Annotated in this window: 23 protein-coding genes; 13 read left to right on the forward strand and 10 right to left on the reverse strand. The window is 47.5% G+C overall.

Annotated elements, in window-relative coordinates:
- Positions 1 to 86: 86 nt before the first annotated feature.
- The 3 genes from fdhD to K7A41_RS19325 form a co-directional block, all read right to left on the reverse strand.
- Positions 87 to 962: a formate dehydrogenase accessory sulfurtransferase FdhD gene (gene fdhD, locus K7A41_RS19315; RefSeq protein WP_265714993.1), complete on the reverse strand. Its 876-nt coding sequence runs from the start codon at positions 960 to 962 to the stop codon at positions 87 to 89.
- A 96-nt stretch (positions 963 to 1,058) separates the two neighbouring features.
- Entirely contained in the window at positions 1,059 to 3,350 is a 2,292-nt protein-coding gene (locus tag K7A41_RS19320; RefSeq protein WP_265714994.1) for a xanthine dehydrogenase family protein molybdopterin-binding subunit, read from the reverse strand.
- Positions 3,351 to 3,375: 25 nt separating this feature from the next.
- Positions 3,376 to 3,846, reverse strand: coding sequence for a (2Fe-2S)-binding protein (locus K7A41_RS19325; protein ID WP_265714995.1), 471 nt, complete (start codon positions 3,844 to 3,846; stop codon positions 3,376 to 3,378).
- A 204-nt stretch (positions 3,847 to 4,050) separates the two neighbouring features.
- Here K7A41_RS19325 and K7A41_RS19330 point away from each other — a divergent pair, with 204 nt between their 5' ends.
- From K7A41_RS19330 to moaCB, 8 genes are all read left to right on the forward strand, one after another.
- Positions 4,051 to 5,187, forward strand: coding sequence for an XdhC family protein (locus tag K7A41_RS19330; RefSeq protein ID WP_265714996.1), 1,137 nt, complete (start codon positions 4,051 to 4,053; stop codon positions 5,185 to 5,187).
- A gap of 3 nt (positions 5,188 to 5,190) precedes the next feature.
- Positions 5,191 to 6,171, forward strand: a complete 981-nt coding sequence (gene moaA / locus K7A41_RS19335; RefSeq protein WP_265714997.1) for a GTP 3',8-cyclase MoaA — start codon at positions 5,191 to 5,193, stop codon at positions 6,169 to 6,171.
- Complete coding sequence (gene glp / locus K7A41_RS19340; RefSeq protein ID WP_265714998.1) at positions 6,168 to 7,937, forward strand: gephyrin-like molybdotransferase Glp; 1,770 nt, start codon at positions 6,168 to 6,170, stop codon at positions 7,935 to 7,937. Before moaA ends, glp begins: the two co-directional genes overlap by 4 nt.
- A 5-nt stretch (positions 7,938 to 7,942) precedes the next feature.
- Positions 7,943 to 8,677 (forward strand): sulfite exporter TauE/SafE family protein, encoded by a 735-nt coding sequence (locus K7A41_RS19345; protein WP_265714999.1) that lies wholly within the window; start codon positions 7,943 to 7,945, stop codon positions 8,675 to 8,677.
- Between the two features lie 110 nt (positions 8,678 to 8,787).
- Positions 8,788 to 9,015 (forward strand): MoaD/ThiS family protein, encoded by a 228-nt coding sequence (locus K7A41_RS19350; protein ID WP_265715000.1) that lies wholly within the window; start codon positions 8,788 to 8,790, stop codon positions 9,013 to 9,015.
- A 3-nt stretch (positions 9,016 to 9,018) separates the two neighbouring features.
- Positions 9,019 to 10,125 (forward strand): HesA/MoeB/ThiF family protein, encoded by a 1,107-nt coding sequence (locus K7A41_RS19355; protein ID WP_265715001.1) that lies wholly within the window; start codon positions 9,019 to 9,021, stop codon positions 10,123 to 10,125.
- Positions 10,118 to 10,558 carry a molybdenum cofactor biosynthesis protein MoaE gene (locus tag K7A41_RS19360; RefSeq protein ID WP_265715002.1) on the forward strand — a complete coding sequence of 147 codons (441 nt, stop codon included), beginning with the start codon at positions 10,118 to 10,120 and terminating at the stop codon, positions 10,556 to 10,558. Before K7A41_RS19355 ends, K7A41_RS19360 begins: the two co-directional genes overlap by 8 nt.
- Before the next feature lie 2 nt (positions 10,559 to 10,560).
- Positions 10,561 to 11,472 carry a bifunctional molybdenum cofactor biosynthesis protein MoaC/MoaB gene (moaCB, locus tag K7A41_RS19365; protein ID WP_265715003.1) on the forward strand — a complete coding sequence of 304 codons (912 nt, stop codon included), beginning with the start codon at positions 10,561 to 10,563 and terminating at the stop codon, positions 11,470 to 11,472.
- Positions 11,473 to 11,543: 71 nt separating this feature from the next.
- On the opposite strand, the gene K7A41_RS19370 is transcribed toward moaCB, so the two are convergent.
- Positions 11,544 to 12,677, reverse strand: a complete 1,134-nt coding sequence (locus K7A41_RS19370) for a cysteine desulfurase family protein (RefSeq protein WP_265715004.1) — start codon at positions 12,675 to 12,677, stop codon at positions 11,544 to 11,546.
- Positions 12,678 to 12,873: 196 nt separating this feature from the next.
- Here K7A41_RS19370 and K7A41_RS19375 point away from each other — a divergent pair, with 196 nt between their 5' ends.
- The 4 genes from K7A41_RS19375 to K7A41_RS19390 all read left to right on the forward strand — a co-directional run bounded on the left by K7A41_RS19375 (position 12,874) and on the right by K7A41_RS19390 (position 17,537).
- A complete protein-coding gene (locus K7A41_RS19375; protein ID WP_265715005.1) occupies positions 12,874 to 13,968 on the forward strand; it encodes a PAS domain-containing sensor histidine kinase in 1,095 nt (364 codons plus the stop codon).
- A 197-nt stretch (positions 13,969 to 14,165) separates the two neighbouring features.
- A complete protein-coding gene (locus K7A41_RS19380) occupies positions 14,166 to 15,002 on the forward strand; it encodes an AraC family transcriptional regulator (protein WP_265715006.1) in 837 nt (278 codons plus the stop codon).
- 42 nt (positions 15,003 to 15,044) lie between these two features.
- Positions 15,045 to 16,001 carry a nitrilase family protein gene (locus K7A41_RS19385; RefSeq protein WP_265715007.1) on the forward strand — a complete coding sequence of 319 codons (957 nt, stop codon included), beginning with the start codon at positions 15,045 to 15,047 and terminating at the stop codon, positions 15,999 to 16,001.
- A 249-nt stretch (positions 16,002 to 16,250) separates the two neighbouring features.
- The gene (locus K7A41_RS19390; protein ID WP_028070837.1) at positions 16,251 to 17,537 is read left to right on the forward strand and encodes a sensor histidine kinase; all 1,287 of its coding nucleotides are present in this window, start codon (positions 16,251 to 16,253) and stop codon (positions 17,535 to 17,537) included.
- A 133-nt stretch (positions 17,538 to 17,670) separates the two neighbouring features.
- Here K7A41_RS19390 and K7A41_RS19395 read toward each other — a convergent pair whose 3' ends face one another.
- Both K7A41_RS19395 and K7A41_RS19400 read right to left on the reverse strand, forming a co-directional pair.
- Positions 17,671 to 18,201, reverse strand: a complete 531-nt coding sequence (locus K7A41_RS19395) for a GNAT family N-acetyltransferase (RefSeq protein ID WP_265715008.1) — start codon at positions 18,199 to 18,201, stop codon at positions 17,671 to 17,673.
- 21 nt (positions 18,202 to 18,222) lie between these two features.
- Positions 18,223 to 18,645: a MarR family winged helix-turn-helix transcriptional regulator gene (locus K7A41_RS19400; RefSeq protein ID WP_265715009.1), complete on the reverse strand. Its 423-nt coding sequence runs from the start codon at positions 18,643 to 18,645 to the stop codon at positions 18,223 to 18,225.
- Positions 18,646 to 18,796: 151 nt separating this feature from the next.
- On the opposite strand from K7A41_RS19400, the gene K7A41_RS19405 reads away from it, so the two are divergent.
- Positions 18,797 to 19,816, forward strand: coding sequence for a LacI family DNA-binding transcriptional regulator (locus tag K7A41_RS19405; RefSeq protein ID WP_265715010.1), 1,020 nt, complete (start codon positions 18,797 to 18,799; stop codon positions 19,814 to 19,816).
- Here K7A41_RS19405 and nagA read toward each other — a convergent pair whose 3' ends face one another.
- From nagA to K7A41_RS19425, 4 genes are read right to left on the reverse strand one after another with little or no spacing between them, the layout of a single operon-like run.
- Positions 19,817 to 20,998 carry an N-acetylglucosamine-6-phosphate deacetylase gene (gene nagA, locus K7A41_RS19410; protein ID WP_265715011.1) on the reverse strand — a complete coding sequence of 394 codons (1,182 nt, stop codon included), beginning with the start codon at positions 20,996 to 20,998 and terminating at the stop codon, positions 19,817 to 19,819.
- Between the two features lie 3 nt (positions 20,999 to 21,001).
- Entirely contained in the window at positions 21,002 to 22,306 is a 1,305-nt protein-coding gene (locus K7A41_RS19415; protein WP_265715012.1) for a sugar MFS transporter, read from the reverse strand.
- Between the two features lie 9 nt (positions 22,307 to 22,315).
- Positions 22,316 to 23,053, reverse strand: coding sequence for a glucosamine-6-phosphate deaminase (locus tag K7A41_RS19420; RefSeq protein ID WP_265715013.1), 738 nt, complete (start codon positions 23,051 to 23,053; stop codon positions 22,316 to 22,318).
- Between the two features lies 1 nt (position 23,054).
- Positions 23,055 to 24,488 carry a Gfo/Idh/MocA family protein gene (locus tag K7A41_RS19425; protein WP_265715014.1) on the reverse strand — a complete coding sequence of 478 codons (1,434 nt, stop codon included), beginning with the start codon at positions 24,486 to 24,488 and terminating at the stop codon, positions 23,055 to 23,057.

Genomic DNA, 24,488 nt, shown 5'->3' on the forward strand with positions numbered 1-24,488 from the left:
CATCCTTCAGACTGTACACATCGTTTTAACTTGTATCATATAGCAGCACAAGCGCCGGACATGCTATTAGCTTCTGACGATAAGATTTACTCCGGGTCCTTTAATGTGAAATAGTCTCCCGCATGATAAATATTAAAACTATGACCACGCAAAAACCCAAGCAGCGTGATATTAAACTCCGCTGCTGTTGATATGGCCAGGCTGGAAGGCGCTCCAATCGCCACAACAAGTTTAGCGCCGGCCATTGCAGCCTTCTGAATCAGTTCGAAACTCGCCCTGCCGCTCAACAGAAGTATATGGCACTTCAATGGCAGCATCTCCTCCAACAGGGCATATCCAATGAGCTTGTCCAGTGCGTTGTGCCGGCCGACGTCCTCACGTAAGGCAACCAACCTACCCTGCAGATCAAAAATAGCCGCTGCATGAATACCGCCGGTTGCGGAAAAATTGTTTTGGCTGCTCCGAAGTCTTTCTGACAACAGGTACAAGGTGTCCAACGCTATCTCTATGGGCTCATTCGCTTGGCAACGAAAGATGCTGACCGTCTTGATCGCTTCAATGGATCCCTTCCCGCACACGCCGCAGCTCGACGTCGTGTAAAAATTGCGGTCAGCATTATGTAGACGCGGGACGACCCCCGGACTTAGTTCGACAAGAATCCGATTGCTACTATTGCGATCACAGGTACCTACCACATGTTGTATTCGTCGGATATGGCTGGCCCTGTCAATAATTCCCTCGGTGAACAGAAAGCCGGCAGCCAGTTCGGTATCATGACCCGGTGTGCGCATGGTCACAGAAATGTTCTTGATCGTACTGCTCCCCTCCTCAAATGCAGAGATGCTGATTTCCAGCGGCTCTTCCACTGACACATCATCATCATCTGAACAACTTGAACCGTCTCTAAACCTGACAAGTTTAACTTGTTGAATCGCCTTATTCTCCAATGCCCTGGTTTCCATAAAAGCTTTTGGTTTATTTAAAAGTAACGTTTTTAGGCCCGAAAAGCGCAAAAACAAACAAGAGCCAATTCATGATCAGCTCTTGTTTGTTAGTCATCAGGCCTTCAGATCTATTGGCAATGTATGGATCCGCTTACCTGTAGCCACATAGATTGCATTGCATAATGCGGGAGTAAAAGGCGGAACTGGCGGTTCGCCCACTCCCGTCGGTTTGGCATCACTTTCCATAATGTATACATGGATCTGCTTAGGCGACTCAGGCATCCGGACGATCTGATAACCGTCAAAATTACTTTGCTCGACCTGACCCTGCTTAACGGAAATGGTACTTTTAAGCGCCAGACTGGCAGAAAACTGCGCCCCGCCTTCAAATTGTGATTTAATCCTGTCGACATTCACTGGCAAACCGCAATCGACAGCGTAATAAACATTCGGAATACTTATATTCTGATTAGCATCTACCTGCACCTCCACCACGCAGGCCACATACGTCAGGAAGCTTTTGTGGGCTGCGAAGCCAAGTGCGCTGCCCTTCGGCAACGATCTGCCCCAACCAGATTCTTTAGCCACCCGTTCAATCACCCTCTTCATACGCCCCGTATCCCAGGGATAATCCGCAATGTTCTCACCATAATTAGGATATGTTGTTTTGACCAGTTCCTGATCAAAGGTAATATGACGGTCTTCTCCCAAAAGTTCCAGTGCATTAGCAATGGGATCCATCCCCCGCGCTTCCGCGACTTCGTCCATCATGGTCGCAATGGCAAAAACCTGAGGAATATTGCGAACAGACCGTAACCAGCCAATGCGCAAATGGGCCTTCGCGTCGTGTGTTTCGAGACTAATGGCAGGCACATCATACGGAAAATCGGAAGCACCCAACATCAATTCCCCGTCGCTTGGCTGCACGACCTTCATGTCGTCCGTCGCCGAAATCGAAGGGTTGGCAATATGGTGCGACCATCCGCTTAACTTGTTCTGACTGTCTATAGTGGCAACAATACGCTGTACGCTAAGCGCATGGTAATAATCATGCCGGATATCATCTTCCCTCGTCCACTGCACTTTCACCGGAAACCCGGATTCTTTGGCAAGAATCGCTGCCTCCAGAATAAAATCGGGTTTGGATTTCCGGCCAAAGCCTCCGCCCAGCAAGGTAACATTCATTTTTACCTTCTCAACAGGAATACCGATCTCTTCAGCGACCGCGTCGCGTGCACCCTGTGGATTTTGGGTACAGGCCCAGATTTCACAGCTTCCATTTTTCACAACTGCGAGGGCACAAGGCGGTTCAATGGTGGCGTGCGCCAGATAGGGCGCAACGTATGTGTGATCGATAACCTTTTTTGCACCAGCCTTCGCCGCCTTAAAGTCGCCCCGTTGACGTCGGATGGTACCCTCTTTGGCCATCTCCTGTCTGAGCTCTTCAATCTGTCTGGCAGAGTCATAGTCCGCATTTGGCCCCAGATCCCATTCCACCTCGAGCAGATCCCGGGCTTTGATAGCCGCCCAGGTATTTTCAGCAATGACAGCAACTCCACTTAATGGCTTTTTTAAGGTAGCCGGCAGGCCTGCGCCTTTGATAACGACCACTTTAAGGACTCCGGGCACATTCCGCGCTTTGCTGTCATCGAAGGATTTAACTGTACCACCGACGACTGGACAGCGTTTGATGACCGCAATTTTCATTCCCTCAACCTCGGCATCTATGCCAAACACAGCCTTCCCAGTAACGATATTATGTAGGTCAATAATCGGTGTCTCTTTTCCGACCATCGTGAGCTGCTTTTTATCCTTAAGCCTCACTTCACTTACTTTCGGCACGGGCAGCGACTGTGCGATTTCTACCAATTCTCCAAAACTTTTCTTTTTACCTGAAGGCGAATGGACGACCTGCCCTTTCTGGGTGTCACATTCCTCTACGCCTACCTGCCATTCCTTTGCCGCTGCGCGGATCAATAGGAGGCGCGCTATAGCACCGGCTTCACGCATAGGTTTATAAAACATCCGCACGGAAAACGAACCGTCGGTATTCTGGTTACCATATTTCTTCTCATCGCCTTCGGCCTGAACAATTTCGACCTTGCTCCAGTCGGCGCCCAGTTCATCGGCCACAATCAATGGCAGTGACGTACGTATACCCTGCCCCATTTCCGAGCGATGTGCAATGATGGTGACCTTACCATCTGAGCCAATACTTAGATACACATTCGGAGCCACGGTAGCGACTTTTTTCCCTTTATCATCGCAGCTAAAAAAACTGACACCCAGCAGCAGACCTCCAGTCAGCAGGCCGCTAGCTTTTATAAAATCTCTTCTGGAGACACCAAAAACTTCAGACGCGACCGTTGTGGTCTTTTTTTTCTGAAAAGGAGCTAATATTTTCATGATTTGCATGCATTATAATGAAAGACTAACCGGTAGTTACCGGTGTACCGGCCGCGTCCAAGATAGCCGCTTTGATTCTATTGTACGTACCACATCGACACAGGTTGCCCTTCATCGCTTCCTCGATCTCCTGTTCCGAAGGTTTGGCATTCTTTTTCAGCAATGCGGCCGCGTTCATAATTTGTCCAGTCTGGCAATATCCGCATTGGGGCACCACATATTTTTCCCACGCTTCCTGCAACGGATGGTCTCCATCCGCAGACAATCCTTCTATAGTGGTGATCTTACCTTCACCCACCGCTGAAATCGGAAAAGAGCACGACCGTATTGCAGTATCATTGAGATGTACTGTACACGCGCCGCAGAGCGCTTTTCCACAGCCGAATTTAGTTCCTTTGAGATTCATGATATCCCGTAGCACCCATAATAACGGCATGTCGTCAAGCACATCGACCTCGTGCTTCTTCCCATTTACCTGAATTGAGTATTTTGCCATAATTGTTAATTTTTTATTGCCTATTATCTGCAGTCTCTCATCTACAAACACTGGCTCAGTCTTTTCATCTGCAAAATCAGTAATTAAATTAAGTAAATAATTATATATTTCACTGTATTTTTTACCATTATTACAGATTTGATGTATTTTAACGCATAAATCACTAAATTTGGTAGAGGCTATCTGCAGCAGCACCCTAAGAACATGAAAGAGATCAAAGACATTATTTTCGCCGCAGAGCAAGCATCAGCCCAACACATGGAAATGGCGCTGGCGACGGTTGTCAAAGTCGAAGGCTCTTCTTATCGGCGGGCCGGAGCAAGGATGCTGGTAACAGCAGATGGGCGCATGACCGGCGCCATAAGCGGAGGCTGCCTAGAAGGCGACGCTCTAAAAAAAGCACTGTTAGCCATACAGCAGCGCCAAAATCGTCTGGTGACCTATGATACCAGCAGCGATGAAGGTAATGCGATCGGCCTACAGCTGGGCTGCAATGGCATTGTCCATATCTTGTTTGAATACATTGATTTCACCAAATCCATGCATCCGATAACCTTATTGGAAAACGTCTTGCAACATCGCCGCGAAGCCATATTGGTGACTTGTTTTTCGGAGGACCGACGCCAACTTCAATTAGGTAGCATGCTGTTGACAGATGCTTGTGGCAGCGCACAGTCCGCGCCCTCAGATGACGCTGTCGATCCTAGGCTGTCGGAAGCCATCGCGCTTGCTAAATCAAAACGACAGTCTGTCCTAACATCCTACAAACATCAGAAAATGGAATGTAAAGCGCTTGTCGAATACCTGGCCCCTACAGTCCATCTCGTTGTGGTGGGTGCCGGCAACGACGCACAGCCTCTCGTAGAGACTGCCGACATCCTGGGCTGGGAGATCACCGTGGTGGATGGACGTGCAACACATGCCAGCGAACAACGCTTTCCGGCGGCAAAGCAAATAATCGTGACTCCTGCGGACCATGTCATTCCGAAAATTCAAATAGATCCCTGGACCGTTTTTGTTCTTATGACGCACAACTATCAATACGATCTGCAGGTACTCAGCCAGCTCATTCCCACCAATACCGCTTATATTGGCTCTTTGGGGCCAAAAATAAAATTGGAACGCATGTTCAAGGATCTTGAGCAGTTAGGCCTGGTGCTGACCGAAAGTGATAGGAGGCGGATTCATGGGCCTGTTGGACTCGATATTGGTGCCGAAAACGCGGCCGAAATAGCAATTGCGGTCCTCGCGGAAATCAAAGCTGTACTTAGCGGCAGGCCTGGCACTCCGTTAAAGTACTTACCGACAAAAATTCATGCTGCTAGCCCTTTAATACTTTAGCCTATGCTCACAGACAAATACGGACGATCCCATACTTACCTGCGTATATCGTTGACAGATAACTGCAACCTCCGTTGCTTTTATTGCATGCCTGAGGAAGATTATGCTTTTACACCTCATGCACAGCTCATGCAGGTGGACGAAATCGAGCAGCTGGCCAGGCTTTTTGTGGCTCACGGCGTAAGCAAAATCCGTCTCACGGGAGGTGAACCTCTGGTACGGCGAGACGCCCCCGCAATCATTGCCATGCTATCCCAGCTTCCCGTTGAACTGCATATGACCACTAACGGCATCAGGATTGATGACATGCTCGGGGAAATCGTAAGCGCCGGATTTAAAAGCGTCAACATCAGTCTGGATACTTTGCGTCCAGAGCGCTTCATAAAGATCACCAGAAGGAATTATTTTGAAAGGGTACGCGCAAACATCGACCTCCTGCTAAAATACAACGTCATCACGAAAATTAACGTGGTTGTCATGAAAGGCATCAACGATGACGAAATCCTGGACTTTGTGGCACTTACCAAAAGCAAACCAGTGGAAATCCGTTTTATTGAATTCATGCCGTTTAGCGGTAATAAATGGAGCAGCAATCAGGTGCTTACCTATGACGATATCGTGAATACGGTGCAACAAGCGTACACAATACAGCCTGTAACGGCCAGACCGCATGACACAGCCAAAGCGTTTTCGATCCCTGGCCACCTCGGGCGTATCGCAATCATCAGTACGATGACAGCCCCTTTTTGTGCCGGTTGCAACCGGATACGGCTCACGGCTGATGGAAAATTAAAAAACTGCCTCTTCTCTGCTGGAGAGACAGACCTCCTCTCCACATTACGGACTGGCGGGGATGTCCTCCCTTTGATACAGCAAAATATTCTATCCAAAGCACAGGCTCTGGGTGGACAACTGGCGGAAAACTTTGAACAGATAGAAACCGATTTCTTACAAAATCGCAGTATGATCACTATTGGCGGATGAAAACAAAAACAGGCATAATCATATTGGCAGCGGGCAGCTCGTCCCGTCTCGGAAGACCCAAACAGTTACTTGAATTTGAAGGAAGCAGCTTAATTAAACGGATCAGTATGGCCGCTCTCGACGTTCCGGATGCTGCCGTCTGTATCGTTGTCGGTGCTTTCCAAGATCTTGTACGGACCGCCGTCGCCCATCTGCCCATAAGCATAAGCATCAATCCCTACTGGCAAAGCGGCCTCTCGTCCTCTATCCGCACAGGTCTACAAAAGCTTCTGACCATACATCCCGGGATCGACCGGTGCATCATCAGCCTCTGCGACCAGCCTTTCGTTGATCAGCATGTATTCCTAGCCTTGGATAACCTCGCCGACCAAAGCGGCAAAGGAATAGTTGTAACTGGATTCGACGGCACCTGGGGGCCACCGACATTATTTGACAAAAAGTATTTTCGACAACTGATCGCATTAGAAGGACATGAGGGCGCAAAGAAAATTGCCAGCCAATATCCTGATGACCGAATTGTCTTCGATTTCGATGCAGCGAAATTCGACATCGACACTGCGCAGGATTACTTTGATCTGCCTCATCAGCTGATTTCTGTGGAGCAAGCCACGGCGATTATAAATCATTTTTTACCAACAGCACGCCAACAGCATGTTTCGATCCAGCAAGCCCTTGGCTACACACTGGCACAAAGCGTGACTGCCACACAACCGATACCGGGCTTCCCTCAATCTTCCATGGACGGCTACGCCATCCGCTATGCGGACCGGTTTAAAACACTGCCGGTGATGGATAAAATCCCTGCAGGCAGCAAGACGATGAAAACACTTTTACCCGAACAGGCGATGCGTATCTATACCGGAGCACCAGTACCCGATGGCGCTGATACTGTCGTGATGCAGGAGAAAGTAGAGCGGCTACAAAATAACCATATTGTCATTAAAGACGACACACTCCGCTTCGCAGACCATGTGCGGCCCCAGGGTTCCGAAGTTGAAGCGGGCACAACTGCCATGCTTCCAGGCACCTTTCTGAGCCCTGCTGCGATTGGCTATCTTGCCGGTATAGGCTGTACTGAAGTTGATATTTTTGCTGCGCCCAAGGTCCATATCCTCCTTACAGGCGATGAACTCAAACCCTTGGGAAGCCCCTTACATTATGGCGAGGTATACGAGTCCAACTCTTTTCAGCTGGGCGCTGCCTTAAGGCAGCTTGGAATACAGCAGGTCCATATGCAACATGTCAAAGATGACCGGGAGGCCCTGAAGACAACGCTCAACAATGCGCTCGCTCATGCAGATATCGTTCTTTTGGTCGGAGGTGTGAGTGTCGGTGACTACGACTATGTTGTCGACACAGCTAAGGCCTGTGGTGTCAGGCAACGCTTCCATCGTATACGGCAGAAACCGGGCAAGCCTTTATTTTTTGGCACCAAAGATACCAAGCTTGTGTTTGGACTACCCGGCAATCCTTCGTCAGCACTCACCTGCTTTTACCTGTATGTAGCTCCCGCCCTCGAACAGATCATGCAGCTTCCACACCGCAACCGTATCATAAAAACCTACGCCGCGCAAGCCTACGCCAAAAAGCCGGGGCTCACGCATTTTCTGAAAGCAACTTATGATGGCCAGTCGGTAAAGCCTTTGCATGCCCAAGAATCGTATCGGCTGCAGTCATACGCACAGGCCAATTGTCTATTGATTCTGGATGAAAGCTCGACAGGATGCCAAACTGGTGACGAAGTCCTTATATACCTTCTAACGTAGTAGCTATGCCGTTTGATTTTTTTTATGTTTTTCTGTTTATTCTTGCCTTTCTTTATGCCGCAGTCGGACATGGCGGGGCTAGCGGATATTTAGCCATCATGGCGCTCTATGGAATTGCTCCACAGGAGATGAAGCCTACCGCACTTGTACTTAATCTTTTTGTTTCGCTGACTTCTTTTATTCAGTATTATAGAGGGCATTATTTCAGGCGAAACTTGTTTTTGATAGTGGCTGCGGCTTCGGTACCCATGGCATTTATCGGTGGCATGATTACCTTGGAGGACCAGCTTTACAAACGCCTGCTGGGCGCCCTTCTGCTTTTTCCGGTCTTCCGCTTTTTTTTCTTCAAAAGTCCCGCAGCGGACGAACTGAAACCACACAACACTACAGGCTCAATAATCATCGGAGCTGTTGTAGGATTGCTTTCTGGTATGATCGGAATAGGTGGTGGCATTATCCTGTCGCCCTTGCTCATTTTGTTAAAATGGACCGATCAAAAACAAACTGCTGCTATCAGTGCTGCATTTATTTTCGTAAATTCATTGTCAGGTCTGAGTGGTATGCTGACGCGGGGTATCGCATTCAACGCCCACATGTGGCTATACGTAGGCGTTGCATTTTTAGGCGGACTGCTGGGCGCCTATCTAGGATCGAAGAAATTAAAACAGGATGCACTAAAATATGTACTTGCAACTGTGCTTCTGGTTGCAGCATATAAATTACTGTTTACGAAGGCTTAAAGCATAACAAAAGAGCAACATATACGACAACGCGCTTTTATTTATCAACGTAGCCCTATGTGGTTAAGATAATATATACCGGCGCAAATTAAAATAAAATGAGTACACCCATGAAAGTGAAAGTAAAAACATTTGGTTCACTGACAGAGCTATTGGAAAAAGAATTTTATATAACAGCTGTGGACACGGCTGATTTAGTAGCTACGTTGAGAGCGCAGCAGCCGGCACTAGCCAACCGCAGTCTGTTGATCGCTGTCAATAATATATTGGTTAAAGAAACAACAGCTTTGGCGGCCGATGACATTGTTGCATTGATGCCACCCTATTCAGGAGGATAACAAATGACGGACGATCGCTATTCAAGACATTACGCACTCAAGGGTTTCGGCAAAGTGGCCCAGATGAAGCTACAGCAAGCAGCGGTACTGGTCGTCGGTGCCGGCGGGCTGGGTTGCCCTGCTCTACAATATCTCGTCGCATCGGGGATTGGCACATTAGGCATTGTTGACCACGATTCGGTCGATATCAGTAACCTGCACCGGCAAGTGCTGTATGACAGCGACAACGTCGGACATCCAAAGGCGGAGGTGGCCGCAGCAAAACTGCGCCGGCAAAACCCTGATGTGACGATCTATACCTATAGCTATATGTTGCAGCCGCAGAATGCCGCGTCGCTGCTGGGGCCTTATGACATTGTGATCGACTGTACAGACAATTTTGCTACACGTTACCTGCTTTGCGACGCCTGTCGCTTGCTAGACAAACCACTTATTTTCGGTGCGATATACCAATATGAGGGGCAACTCGCCGTATTCAACGTCGCTGATGATAATGGGTTGAAAGCTACCTATAGGCATCTCTTCCCTAGCCCACCCGATCCCTTGGAAGCGCCCGACTGCAATACTGCCGGTGTACTCGGTGTTTTACCCGGACTCATCGGTACCCTGCAGGCGACCGAAGCCATCAAACTGCTGACGGGCATCGGCACTGTATTAAGCAATCAGCTCATGACAATTAATATCCTTGACAATAGTTCTTACACAGTTACGATCCCTAACGATTTGCCAGACGACAATAGCTATCCGACGACATTGGAGGGCCTGGAAAAATTTAAGTACGATCATTTTTGCACAGCAATTGACCAACAGGTCCAAAGTCTTAGGGCGGAACAACTTGTTAGCCACTGGCATGCAGAGGATGTCCTGCTTATTGACGTACGCGAAGCTGTTGAGGTACCTGAGCTGCCCGTCGATCATATCCGCATACCGCTTGCTGAGCTGCCCAGGCAGCTTGACAGACTAGTCCGGCCCAAGTTAGTCTTTATCTGTCAAAGCGGAAAAAGGAGCTTGGCCGCGGCGCAGTTTGTCGCAGCACAAGATCACCAAGACCATCAGATTTTTAATTTGGAGGGTGGCATTGACCACCTTAAACTTTATTTCCATGCATAAAACAAAAAGCGACATATTTATTCAGGGTGCCATTCCCGCAACGGTAATCGCCGATACAATTACCAAACACGGATCCAGAACCGATATTGGCGCCCATAGCCTGTTTCTGGGACAGATCAGGGCCGACGAGGTGGCGGGAAAAACAGTCCGCTCGATCGAATATACCAACAATAAAGAACTGGCACTGCAACAAATGGACAGCATCCGTTCACAGATCTTTGCAAAGTATGATCTTAGCTGCATGCATGTCTACCACAGCGAGGGTATCGTTCATGCCGGCGAAATCTGTTTCTTTGTATTCACTTCCTCGACGCGGCGCAAAGCGGCGATGAATGCGTCCAGGGAACTGGTCGAGCGCATCAAAAGCGAACTGCCTATTTGGGGGCGCGAAATATTTGAAGATGAATCACATCAATGGAAAATTAACAATTAAACATGGTTGACATTACATTTAAGAGCCCCACTTTACGAAAAGCAATAGCCCTGGGCACTATTAAAGTCTCACAGCAACGGACCATCAATATGATCGAACAACGCCAGGTACCCAAAGGCGACATTTTCGAATTTGCGCGTGCTGCCTCCTTGCTCGCCATTAAAAAGACAGGAGATATGATCCCCGACTGCCATCCGCTTCCTGTTGAATACGCAGCAGTACGGTATGCCATCGAAGGATTGCAAATTCATATCGAAGTCGAGGTCCACACGATTTATAAGACGGGAGTCGAAGTCGAGGCCATGCATGGTGCGTCCATCGCCGCCCTGGTCATCTATGATATGCTAAAACCTATTGACAAACAAGTTGAAATTGGCAGCATACGGCTTGTTGAGAAGCAGGGTGGCAAGAGCAACGATGGGATCCCGGGAATCGAAAGTCTCCGTTCGGCCGTCGTTGTCTGTAGCGACTCTGTCTCTCGGGCGAACAAACAAGACGTATCCGGCCGGTTGCTGGTGCAGCTTCTTGAACAACAGGGTTTAACGGATATCAACTATTCGGTTGTGCCTGATGAAGCGGAAGCCATACGTAACTGCCTGGAAGGGCATCAGGCAGCAGGAATCGATCTTTTGCTATTTACTGGCGGTACCGGGCTTTCAGATCGCGATATCACGCCGGACATCGTGGCCCCCTATATCAGCAGGCCCATCCCGGGCATCATGGAGACTGCCAGACAATATGGGCAACAACGGGTAAAAACTGCCATGCTCTCCAGAGGGATCTCGGGGTTTGCAGGCCGTATGCTTGTGCTCACCCTGCCGGGGTCCCCTAATGGCGTCCGGGAAAGCGTAGCAGCGCTGTTTCCTCAGCTGTTCCATGTCTTCCAGGTCCGTGAAAATATCCGGCACGATTAATCTGTCCTGCCAGACGCTGCTTACATCGTGTTCCGCCAGTCTGCACAAGCGGTTAAGGTTCGGTCGAACCGTTACGCCCGTAGTTTTGCGACACAACGACCAATGCGTTCGATAGCTTCTTCGATCTCCGAGATGGTATTGTACCTCCCCAAGCTAAAACGTAGTGAGGATAAGCCGTCTTGGTCCGATAAACCCATGGCTTTGAGGACATGGGAGGGCCTATGCGTGACCGCAGTGCAGGCTGAACCACTTGATGCGGCGATATTGCCCAGTGCCCTCAATAACTCTTCCGCCTGTATACCCTGAAAGCAGATATTCGTTGTATTAAACAACCTATTGCTCGCGGTAGCGTTAGAGAACGTATCGGGGATATTCAGCAAGCCAGTTTCAAGTATATCCCGCAAGGTCTCAATATGCAGCCGGTCTTGCTCCTGCGACTCCAGAGCGAGGCTCAGCGCCTTGCTCATACCGACGATGCCGGGGACATTTAAAGTCCCGCTTCGATACCCCTGCTGCTGTCCGCCACCATGAATCAAGGGACTCAGCAGCTTGTTAGCTGAACCGCCACAGCACAGCCCACCTACACCTTTGGGACCGTAAAACTTATGGCCCGAAAACACTAAAAGGTCCACCCCCAATTCTCGCATATCGACCTTCACTTTACCTACACCCTGCGTGGCATCACTGAGCAACAAAGCCCCTTTCTGATGCGCGATCTCACTGATCTGACGAATGGGATGGATAAGACCAGTTTCATTATTTGCCAGCATGGTACAGACCAATAAGGTATTTTCGCTCACAGTCTCTGCCAGTTGCAGGAGATCAATATGGCCTTCCTGATCGACAGGCAACACCGTCACCTCATAACCGTCGAAGGCCATTGCCCGACAGGTTTCCAGTACAGCCCTATGTTCGGTAGCGACGACCACGATATGGCGGCGCGGAGAAGACCTTAGTCCTTTGACTGCCATATTGATTGCTTCTGTAGCGCCCGAAGTATATATTATATGCTGTGCTTTTGCGCCTAAAGCGATTGCCAGTTCTTCGGTATACTGTTCCACAACATCCTGTATACTAAGGCTAAAAAGATGCGAACCGCTTGGATTCGCAAAATCCGCAGTAAAAAAAGGTAACATAGCTTCCAAAACCCGCTCATCTGTGGGCGTGGTTGAATTATAGTCCAAATAGACGAATGTAGAATGCATATATAAATGTACTCACTCCGCCGGAGAACACCTAATAAACAGGAACTCTTTTGCTGACACTCTCCCCTAATCCATTGATATCTACGCCTCTGCTAAACTAGCTGTTTTTATCTCGAGAAATCGGTCTTCGTGGCTTGATTATTGCTTTGAATTGCGGCGGCAGTTTACGATTCATCCTGCTCCTAAATATCCTAATATGCAAAGATCTCATCCGGATGCCCCTCTTTACCTTGAAGCGTTAAAGGAAATTCCTTTGGCGACAGCTATTTATGATAATGCCAATCTCAATATCGGTTTTGCCAACTCCAAGATGCTGGACATCTGGCGCATCGGCGAGGAGATTCTGGACAATCCTTTTACAGAAGTGTTTCCCGGATTTACGCAGGATGGTTTTGCAACGATACTGACCAATGTTTGGGACACGGGCATCACCTATAGAGCTTCTGACGCACCAGTTTATATCTATAATGGCGACTTAAAATTTAAACGTTATTTCAATTTTGAGTACAAACCGCTAATAGATCAACGGGGCAGGACCTACTCTATTTTGCATACCGCAAGTGATGTTACCGACAAGATACAGTCGCTACAAGCTTCCGGCCAGCAAGAAGATGAAAGACATTCCGATAGCAACCTACAGATGATTACACACACCTTATCGCATGACGCCAAAAATCCGCTGGCCCTGGCCAAAATTGGAGTCAGTGTACTAAAAGAACACTTGGAGATGTCGCCGGGCCGGAGACTCGAATTATATGAAGTCATCAATCAGTCACTGGAAAACATCAATGATATCATTGACAAGACCGTGGAGTTAAGCCTCGCCCCCAGCTATAAGCTCCAAAAGCAACTCGTGCGGCTCGATCATGCGCTCGCTGCATGGTGCCGTGAAGCAAAAATGCTTCATCATTCACCCCACACCCAAATCGTCTTCGGAGACCTTTTCCCTATATTCAGTGATCCGCATGCTATTTATCAGATTTTCACGAATCTGGTGAACAACGCCATCAAATATTCCAGCTGTAATAAAAAAGCTCAACTATATATCCGTAGCGAGCGAACAAACAACGGCACCGTCTATTTCATAAAAGACAATGGCATCGGGATACCTCAGCACGAACTCGAGAATATCCACCTAGAACGCCAACGCGGTTCCAATTCCGAAAAATATAAAGGCAAAGGCTTGGGACTCTTTATCGTCAAAGAACTCGTGAATAGAATTGGAGCACAGTTCACTATCTTCAGCAAAGAACAACAGGGCACAGAAGTCCGGCTCTTCTTCCCTAACTGATCTGTTTATCTTCCAATAAGTCTATAAATAAACAAACAATTTCCGGTGAACGTATGATTTTTTTCTGCGATCCCACTAAGCAAAGATCGATCAGGTTGGGATAAAAATGACTATCAGCCAACAAACTCTTAACTAAGCTGTGATTTTTCAATCGCGAAGAATAGTTATCTTTGGTATAGATCATACCTGAAAGAGCGATGCAAATAACCGCACCTGACATACTGTCCGCCTATATCAGGCATTATCTTATACTGAACTGTGATTATAGCTGCGAGAGACAATTACGCCTCTTTTCAGATGCCAGCATGGGAATGGTATTTTGCCTTGATCAGAGCAGCATTTCGATGGACAGAACGCCGCTTTTATCGCCATCCTTTGTATATGGACAGATCAGCCAGTTCAAAGACCTGTGTTTAGCACATCGTACTTCCTTTATCGTTGTTGTGTTTCAGCCGGGCGGCCTCTTTAAACTGCTAGGAATACCCGCCTACAGCCTTAAAGACCAGATAATCGATGCACAGGACCTCTTTGGGCAAGCAGGCCGAAAGCTTACCGTACAACTGATCAATACCAATAGTGTCAAAGAACAGCTAAATATCCTCAACAGTTTTTTCTATACACGGTCTAGCAACAGTCAAGCTTCTGATCAGCACATCATCAGTTCGGCAACAGAATTGATCAGCAAACATCAGCAACCCGTTACAGTCGAAAAATTGGTCAGACATACCGGTTACAGCGAGAGGCATATTGAGCGGGTCTTTCATGAGCACATTGGCCTCAGTCCCAAGAAATTCGCCGGTATCATTCAGCTACACCGCTTTCTAAAGCTGCTCAGAAACAGTGCAGACCGGCATAATATGACCGGACTCGCCTATGAAGCCGGCTATTTCGATCAGTCTCACCTCATCCGTTCATTTCGGAAAAACATTGGTCTGACGCCTTCTGAATATCTAAAAAGCAACAAACTAGCCATCAATTTTATGGAGTTCGCCAGCCCCTCTGCCACGATGTCGGATTTGTACAATTTACCCTGATTCAGGACTCTTAGCTTTGCCATATAGAATTAAAAAAAAAATATGGAAAAACTAAAAATTGCGACCGCCCAATTTGCGCACCGGAGTGCAGACAAAGCTTACAATTTAGCCGTTATTGAACGTTTAGCAGCGCAGGCCGCCGCTGAAGGTGCGGATGTCATTGCCTTCCATGAGTGCTCAGTGACAGGGTATACGTTCGCCAGACATCTAGACCGGCGAGAGATGCTTTCCATCGCCGAAGTCGTTCCAAACGGCGAAAGCACACAGAAGCTTATCGAAATAGCCACTAAATATGACATTATTATCCTTGCGGGGCTATTTGAAAAAGACGAACACAACAACTTGTATAAACCGTATGTCTGTGTCGATAAAAACGGACTTATCGCCAAACACCGCAAACTACACCCCTTCATCAACCCACACCTAAAAGCAGGCGACAGTTATACCATCTTTGACATCAAAGGCTGGAAATGTGGTATATTGATCTGCTATGACAACAATGTCATCGAAAATGTCAGAGCCACAAAATTGTTGGGAGCTGATATTATCTTCATGCCTCATGTGACCATGTGCACACCATCTACCAGACCGGGAGCGGGTTTTGTAAATCCTGATCTCTGGGAAAACCGTGAGCTTGATCCCACCTCATTACGACTTGAATTTGAAAGCATGAAAGGTCGTAGCTGGCTGATGAAATGGCTCCCTGCCCGTGCTTTTGACAATGCAGTATATGTAGTTTTTTCAAATCCCATTGGCATGGACGACGATCAGCTCAAGAACGGCTGTTCAATGATTTTAGATCCTTTTGGTGATATTCTTGCCGAATGCAGGACCTTCGAAGACAGCTTTGTCACCGCGGTACTGTTCCCCGAAAAGGTAGAGCAAGCCGGAGGATATCGCTATATAAAGGCAAGGCGCCCAGAACTCTATCGGCATATTATCGGCCAGTCCCACACGCCCGACCAGCAGGTGGCCTGGTTACATACAGGCGAAGACTAATCTCCAAAGAAAACCTCCAGCTCCGCTCCGGACTACTGCAACAGCAATACTGGAGGTTTTCTTCGGCTCCTCAGCGGGCATCGGCCGTAGTAGCTTAGCGCACCTTGAGCTATAGTTGTTAAATAAATTACGAACAATATTTTCGCCAAACGCTACATTATACTCCCTATTTATAGTTAATTTAGCCATTTCATATTTATTAACAGCTCAGCCAATAGCCATATGCACTATTTGCGAACATATTGGAAAATGCTCACCCTTATCGGTACGCATTCGGGAATGTCTTATATCGAACTCAAAAGAGTACAAATGGTCAATCTGATCGCCATACTCTGCATATTGCCTACAATTTGCTTTTTTGTGCTGAATATCGTTGAACATCGCACACTCCTGGCTGCGATCAATATCTCCAATTCAATCTGTTCAATAGCGGTACTTGTTCTGCAATATGACCGAAAACACCATTTCGCCAAGGCGATGCTTTTGATCAGCAATTTTATCTTCTTTCTCCTCGGGGCACTTTTGTTTAAAAACGGCGGCGAGTATTTCCTGCTGTGTACAATGGTGGCCTCGATGCTGCTCTACGACGACCGGCGCATCCATATCGCTTTCCTTTTGGCTACGGCAAGCTCTATTGCCACAGTCTATCTTTTGCCAGACATTCTCCCGCTAAACCAGCAGGTATCCAAGCTACGCTTGATCTTCAATGTCAGCAATGCACTGGCATTTATAGTCATCGCTGTTAACTTCTTTCTGCAGATCATTTACAGCAACATGAAAAAAATAGAAGAACAGCGGCGCAAGCTGGAATCTATCAACCGGGACAAGGAAAAGATATTTTCGATAGTAGCTCATGATATCAAAACGCCGTTTGCGAGCCTGGAAGCCATGGTCCTGATGCTACGCGATCAAATACTCAACAATAAGACCTCGATAAAATATATTCAGCAGCTTCACCAGCAGGTCGTCCATCAGAGCCAGGCACTGGACGACTTCCTCCAGTGGGGTAGCAGCAGCATGAAGGGGATTACGGCAGCAGCAGTTCCGGTCCTGCTTTTGCCATTAGTGCAAGATATCGTACAGCTGTTCGCTGACCAGACACGGGCCAAGCAGTTGCACTTCAATATCGACATTATGCCCGGAACACGCGTGCTCGCAAATAGAGACCATACCATCATTATTCTTCGTAACCTGATCAGTAATGCAGTCAAATTCAGTTATGCGGCAGGCAAAATAAGCATTTATTGTACGAAGGATGAGGTTTATACCCATATCCACATTCAAGACGAAGGAGTTGGGATCGCTCCATCCAAATCAGCGCTCCTTTTTCATGTTGCGCAGCGGAAATCCGCAGGGACCAAAGATGAGCCTGGAACTGGCCTTGGACTGGTTCTCTGCAAAGATCTGATCGAACGCAATAATGGCGTAGTAGACATCAAAAGCTCGCCCAATGAAGGTTCGATCTTCACAGTGGGATTGCCAGCCTATCCGACACTCGAAGCTGGAGCGCGAATGGATAAACAGGCTTGTACTTAATATAAAGTCTGTTTACATCTGGCCTTTGGTGCACATCAGCTCTTGAGGACGATACCAAGTGCTGAATAGGCATACCATCTCGAAAACTTATGCAAATTTTTGAATTGCTGAGCTGCACAACAGCCGATGGACTTTAAGTAGCCGTGAGCGGAAGCTGAAGCAATGCCACCTTCAAATTTCGGTTTTGAATGGGCAGTTCAGCCTCACTCCCAGTTGTATGGTTGCCGATAAAGTCGAAACCAAAAGATTTATAATAGTTGATGATCCTGTCATTGTCGGCCCAGGTATCCATTCTTATAAACTTAAACCCGCTTTCCTGTGCATGCTCCCGGGCCCAGCGCAGCACTTTTTCAAAGTGCTTTTGCCCTTTGAATTTTGGATTGACAACAATCCGATGCAAATAAAGCGCATCTCCCTGCTCCCGTTCCTTCCAGATATGCGGGTCTGCATACTGTACAGAAAAAAGACACACTATGTCGTCATGCTGGACGATTTTATATTGCTTCTTACTGCGGATATCATTCCTGAGCCCGTCCTCATCGATATAGTTCCATACCTTATATCCATTCTTGCCATCTAATTGCATGGCCAGGTCGAAAAGACCAATGATCTCCTCCCACTCGGTCTCGCTGGTATGCTGGACATTAAATTCCCTCGTATCCATATATTACAATATTACAAAAGGTTACTTGTTAAGCAGGTACTGTATGGTTTCCATGCACTGGACCAGCAGTACCTTATCATCAGCATGAAGATGAGCCGTCATATTCGCGATCTGGTTTTCGACTTTACGATGCGATTCATTTAATAGACGCTGTGCCCCCGCTGTCAAACACAGAAAATAGGTACGGGCATCATTTTCGGACTGTTCTTTCCGCAATAGATCCTTTTTAATCAAGCTTTTAATTGTCCGGCTCAGATATCCTTTATCAAGATGAAGTTTATCGCTTAAAAATTGTGCAGTGGCATTATCTCGCTCTCCAATCTCATACAAAAGCCTTACTTCTGTAAAAGAAAGATCGCTTTCAAAATAGTTTTGATTGATCAAACCAATGTGCGCGACATAAAATCTATTGAAACGCCGTACTTTCGCTGCATATGATTCCATACATTTTTATTCAAATGTAGCTATAATAGTTGCCAAAAGCAACTACTTTTTTCATAAACTGAATGACGCGGTGATCTTAAATTTTATTCAATAATATTTGAATCATTTTTAGTAAATTGTGGGTTGTATTATTTATGATCTGCCCTTATCTATGAAAAATCCAATCGGCATCAAAGATATTGCTGAAATGCTTGGGATCTCGGTTTCCACCGTCTCTCGCGCGTTCCGGGACACACATGATGTCAATCCCGCAACACGTCAGCGCGTGTTGTCACTAGCAAAAGAACTGAATTTCAAGCCCAATAAAAATGCGTCGGCATTGGCTTCCGGATCCACCAGAAACATAGGTATAGTCATTCCGTTTATTACCAATTATTATTTCTCAATGGTCATTTCCGGCATTCAGGAAGAAGCTTATGAACAGGATTACAATATTATTCTGTATGTTACCAATGACAGTATGGCACGCGAGAAGAGTTTGCTGGAGAATCTTTCTACCAGCAATCTGGACGGCCTGTTGATATCCATATCTTCCGATTCTTCGAGCAACGAACATTTCGACAAGCTGATGGCCAGAGGATTACCCATCGTCTTTTTCGACCGTGTACCCAACGATATAGAAGCTTCTAAAGTCGTGCAGGATGACTTTGAAGGTGCATTTAAGGCCACAGAGTTCCTCATTGAGCGGGGAGCAACCCGTATTGCCCATATCGCAGGACCAAAAGATCTAAAATTCACACAGTTGAGGCTCAGCGGATATATGGAGGCCCTGACACAATATAAAATCGCCATTGACCAAAGCCTGATTGTGCATTCCGGTTTTTCGCAGGTGCAGGGCAGCGAGGATACGGCTAAGTTGCTGGCACTACCACAGCGGCCTGACGCCATATTTGCCGCCAACGACCGCAAAGCTGTTGGCGCGATACTCAGTATCAAAGAACATGGCTTACAAGTAGGCCGGGATATTGGTGTCATCGGTTTTACCAATGATCCCATCGCCACAGTCGTCGAGCCTACCCTGACAACGATGGAAGAACCAGCCTTTGAAATTGGAAAACGCGCCTGTGCCTTACTGATCCGGCATATCAAAAATAAAAATTTCGAGATTCAGGACCTGGTTGTTCCCAGCAGGCTGATCATCCGCGATTCGGTGGCCCACAAACGTGTTTAATCATCGTTGATAGCGTATTTCGCCCGACACAAACGCAGATTGTATCTGAATATTCTCGTCGAACAAAACCAAGTCAGCTGTTTTACCGACAGCAATAGAGCCAATTTCATGGTCCCGGCCAAGCACCCTCGCGGGATTGACGGTCATCATCTGGACAGCTTCCACCAAACTCGCTCCGCCCTGATTTATCATGGTTCTGATCAAGCGATCAGCGGTAGCCACACTACCCGCAAACGAAGAACGATCAGGCAACTTAGCCACGCCATCTTCAACAATCACTTCAATACCATTCTTCAAGCTTCCAAGGATACTATCGCCGGCCGGCATTCCTGCCGCCCGCATGGCATCCGTTATCAAAATTGTCTTCGATGTGCCTTTCACCTTATGAATCAGTTTTAGAAATGGCTCCGGCAGATGTACACCATCAGCAATAATTTCAACGTCAATGGCATCCAATAGCAGACAACTTTCTATAGTCCCCGCATAACGGTAAGCATTGCGCCGGGTCATTCCAGACATACCCGAATAGAGATGTGTTGCGAGGCGGTATCCACTATCGACAGCGGGTAGAATTTCCTCGTAAATGGCATCGGTATGGGCCAGTGCCAGTAGTATTCCATACATGCGCACTTTCTGTCCAAATTCAAGTGCTCCAGGCAGTTCGGGAGCGGCGCTCCAGCGTGCAATCAATTGATGGTACTGTGCCAGGATAGGCTCATATTCTTGCGGGTCAGGAGCGCGGATATAACGCGGATCCTGTGCACCTCTTTGGTTCATGGCAAAATACGGTCCTTCAAGGTGAAGTCCCAAAAAACGTGCTCCCCTATCGTTGATGCGCATAGCCTCTTCATAAGTCGAAAACAGTGCAATTAAGTCAGACGTACTGCTTGTCAACGTTGTTGGCAGCATGGCTGTAGTACCATACTGTATATGTGTCTCTGCAATCCGCAGGAAGGCCTCGACGGTGCTGTCCATAAAATCAGCGCCGCCGCCGCCGTGCACATGAATATCTATAAAGCCAGGCGCCAGATAGAGGCCCTCTGCATCCAGTTGCTCGCCGGACACCCGGCTCATAGAAGGACGATCCGAAATATTGACGATCCTGCCATCGGCAATCGATACCGCTCCTGGCTCAAGGATATGGTCAGGCATTATGATCTTTGCATTTGTAATTGTTAACATAGTTTAGTTGTTGTTACTTGTCCATTTTCGAAGCTTGCAACCTTTAAATGCATAAAATACCAAGTATAAAAAACAAGGGCTTAATATCCAATAGGCTGACTTGACATCTGCAGTATCTGCCCACCATCCGTATAGCAGCGGCAGCACCGCATTTCCGCACAAACCCATGATCAGTAATGCTGCACCTTGCTTAGCATAGCCACCGAGACCCTCCAGCGCCAACGGCCATATTCCTGCCCATATCAACGCATTGGGTAGGCCGATCAGTACGAGAAACCAGATCGAAATGTCGAGGTTACGCCCCAAGAGTGTGATGTTGCCTGTGGTGGTACAGACCAATATAGCCAGCGCTAAACCAACGACTGTGCAGATCTTTAGCATCAGCCGCTGACTGCAGACCTTCGGAATCAGTACAATACCGCATATATAACCTACAATGGTTGCCGTCAAGGTATAGGATGGCAAGGTTTTGGCGTCCAGCAGAGATAGCCCCATCGATCCAGCATAATTGATGATCGTGTCAATTGCGATGACCTGTGTACCGACATGTAAAAAGATTGCCACAGCACCAAGCACAAGATGCGGAAACTGAAACAATCCCTTTTTGGACTGCGCTTGCTGTAAATGCGATTCGTGAGGTTGCTCCAATTCTGGCAATATCGAAACCTTGATCAGTAGCCCAATCAGAAACAGCGTCGTCCCGACAATGGTATACGGCAGCACAACCCGCTGGATGAGTTCATCCAATGCATTGGCCCGCGTTACCGCATCCATTCCGGGCAATTGACTGAACAGTGTATTGTCCTCAGGCCTGAATACCACGTAAGAGAAGACCAATGGAGCCAATATTCCAGCTCCTTTGTTACATATCCCCATGATACTGATCCGTTGCGCCGCCCGTTCTTTCTCACCGATCATGGTGATATAGAGGTTAGCGACAGTTTGCAATACAGTAAGACCGGTACCCAAGGTAAACAGACCCAGCAAAAAGATACCATAGGTACGACCGTAGGCAGCAGGGACAAATAGAAACGCGCCAAGGGCCATGATCCAGAAGCCGGCCATAATACCATTTTTATAGCCCAGCTTCTTTAGCAGAAAGGACGACGGCATGGACATCACCAGATACGAGATATAAAAGGCAAAGGCGACCAGGTAAGACTCAAAATTACTCAGCTCGCAAGCGATTTTAAAGTAAGGGATCAATATTGCATTTACCCAGGAGACAAATCCAAAAATGAAGAACATCAGCCCAATAACACCAATGGATACGAGCGTCGTCTTTTTATCTAATACAGGTGATGTCATGAGCTATGGTTAAAGTAAAGAAGCTGATTCCTCATCAAGGTAACATGTGCAGTCCTCATGTTGTTGCAGTATACTTGCCGGATGGAGGTTGGATACCGGTTCGGCCAAACAATTGTGCACAGCCTCGGCCTTACGCCGGTCAGGCACCGCACAGATAATTTTTTGTGACCGCATAATCTGCCGGATCGACATACTTATGGCTTGAGCCGGGACCTCTTCAAGCGATGTGAACCAGCCCTCACCAAGCTGCTGCTGACGACATTGCGTATCAAGGTTAACAACAAGATAGGCATCACTGACATCAAAATCCGCCGGCGGATCGTTGAAAGCCAGATGCCCGTTTTCGCCAATGCCCACAAAAGCCACGTCAATGGGATGCGCCTTAATCTTTTTGTCCAGACGCGCACATTCTGCCTCTGGATTAGCTTCACCATCGATGAGTACCACTTCCTTTAGTGGGCCGACGAGATCCACAAAGCGTTCGGTCAGGTATTTTCTGAAACTCGCTTTGTGCGTCACCGGAATGCCGATGTACTCGTCAAGATGAAACATCCTGACCTTGCTCCAGTCCACATCTGTTGCTCCGACCAGAACTGCCAGCGTTTCAAACTGGCTCTGTCCAGTGGCTAGAATAATATTTGCTTCGCCGTTGTTGTCAATTGCTTTTTTGATAGCCTCTATGCCGGCATTTCCAGCGTACAGGCCTAACTCTTTACGTGTTTTTAATGTTTGTACCTTCACTTGCATTTTATTTAGTAGATTTTAATACTTGTGTTGTGCCCCCGGAACTCAGATTAATGTCGTGCACCGAATTCGTTTTCCAGTTGCCATTGGTAAAGTCGGGAATTTCGATTGGCTGCGAACCATTGGCAACAGACCATTCACTCAAAGGGCCGATCACACTCCAGCTCGCCGCATCATAGACGTCCATATCCATCGGAAGCCCATTTCGAAGACAGTCGATCAATCTCCAGTCCATCATAAAGTCCATACCGCCATGCCCACCGATCGCTTTGGCAAGCTCACCGATCTTGTTGACGATACCCGGAGCATATTTCCGCTCCAGCGCTGCCATCTCCTCTGCTCCAAGAAAATCGTTATGTCCAATGGCAATTTTTCCCGGTAATGGATACTTTTGCGCAAATGCTTTGGTACCACTGACCAAATGAATACGTGAATATGGGCGTGGTGAACTGACGTCATGCTGCAGCATCATCGTACTGCCACTGGATGTCATAATATTAGAAATGTTGATATTTCCGCGAAAAGGTTTGCCGACATAAGCTTCCAGCTGCCTGTTGATCTTTGCCATTTCCTTTGCTTTAGTATGAAGCATAAAATCTTTGGAAGACATGGAACTCATATAATCCATTTTATTGCCCCTGTTGATGCGCAGGATCTGGCAAATGGGCCCCAGCCCATGTGTGGGATAGAGGTTTCCGTTACGGGCCGCATTTTCCTTTAGCCGCCAGAAGTCATAGCGTTTATTTTCTTCGAACAGGCTGTCCATGATATCGTGGATATAGGCCCCTTCACAATGGATAATATCCCCAAAAAATGCCTGTCTGGCGAGATTGAGCGTCAACATTTCAAAATAGTCGTAACAGCAATTTTCCAGCATCACACAATGCTTTTTCGTTTTTTCCGAGGTTCTGACCAGATTCCAGCAATCCTCCACGGTAGTCGCTGCGGGGATTTCGAGCGCCACATGCTTTCCGTGCTCCATGGCATAGATCGCCATCGGGGCATGCAACTTCCAATGCGTGGCAATGTAGATCAGATCAAATTGATCGGATTCACACATTTTCTTCCAGTCATCCGCTCCATCCGCATAAATTTTGGCTGTATGTCCCGGCGTCTTGATTCGACCTCTGGCTTCATTGGCTTTTTGTGGTCTCACATCGCATATGCCATTGATGCTTACACCAGCAATCTGGCTAATACGTTCTACAGCAGCCGATCCGCGGTTCCCAACCCCGATAAAGCCTACCCGCACCGTATCTATCCGAGGTGCGGCATAACCTGACATATTAAATATCGGCGCATATTTTTTGCTCGACTGTAAACGAATTTCCTCCAGTGCTGTTGTCGCTGTCTCTTGGGCGTGCAGCCTGTGTCCGCTGACTAGCCCAAGACTTGCCAAGCCTGATAATTTTAAAAATGATCTTCTGTTCGTTCCCAT

Origin of the sequence: Sphingobacterium sp. InxBP1 (assembly GCF_026191775.1) — a bacterium.
Classification (GTDB): domain Bacteria; phylum Bacteroidota; class Bacteroidia; order Sphingobacteriales; family Sphingobacteriaceae; genus Sphingobacterium; species Sphingobacterium thalpophilum.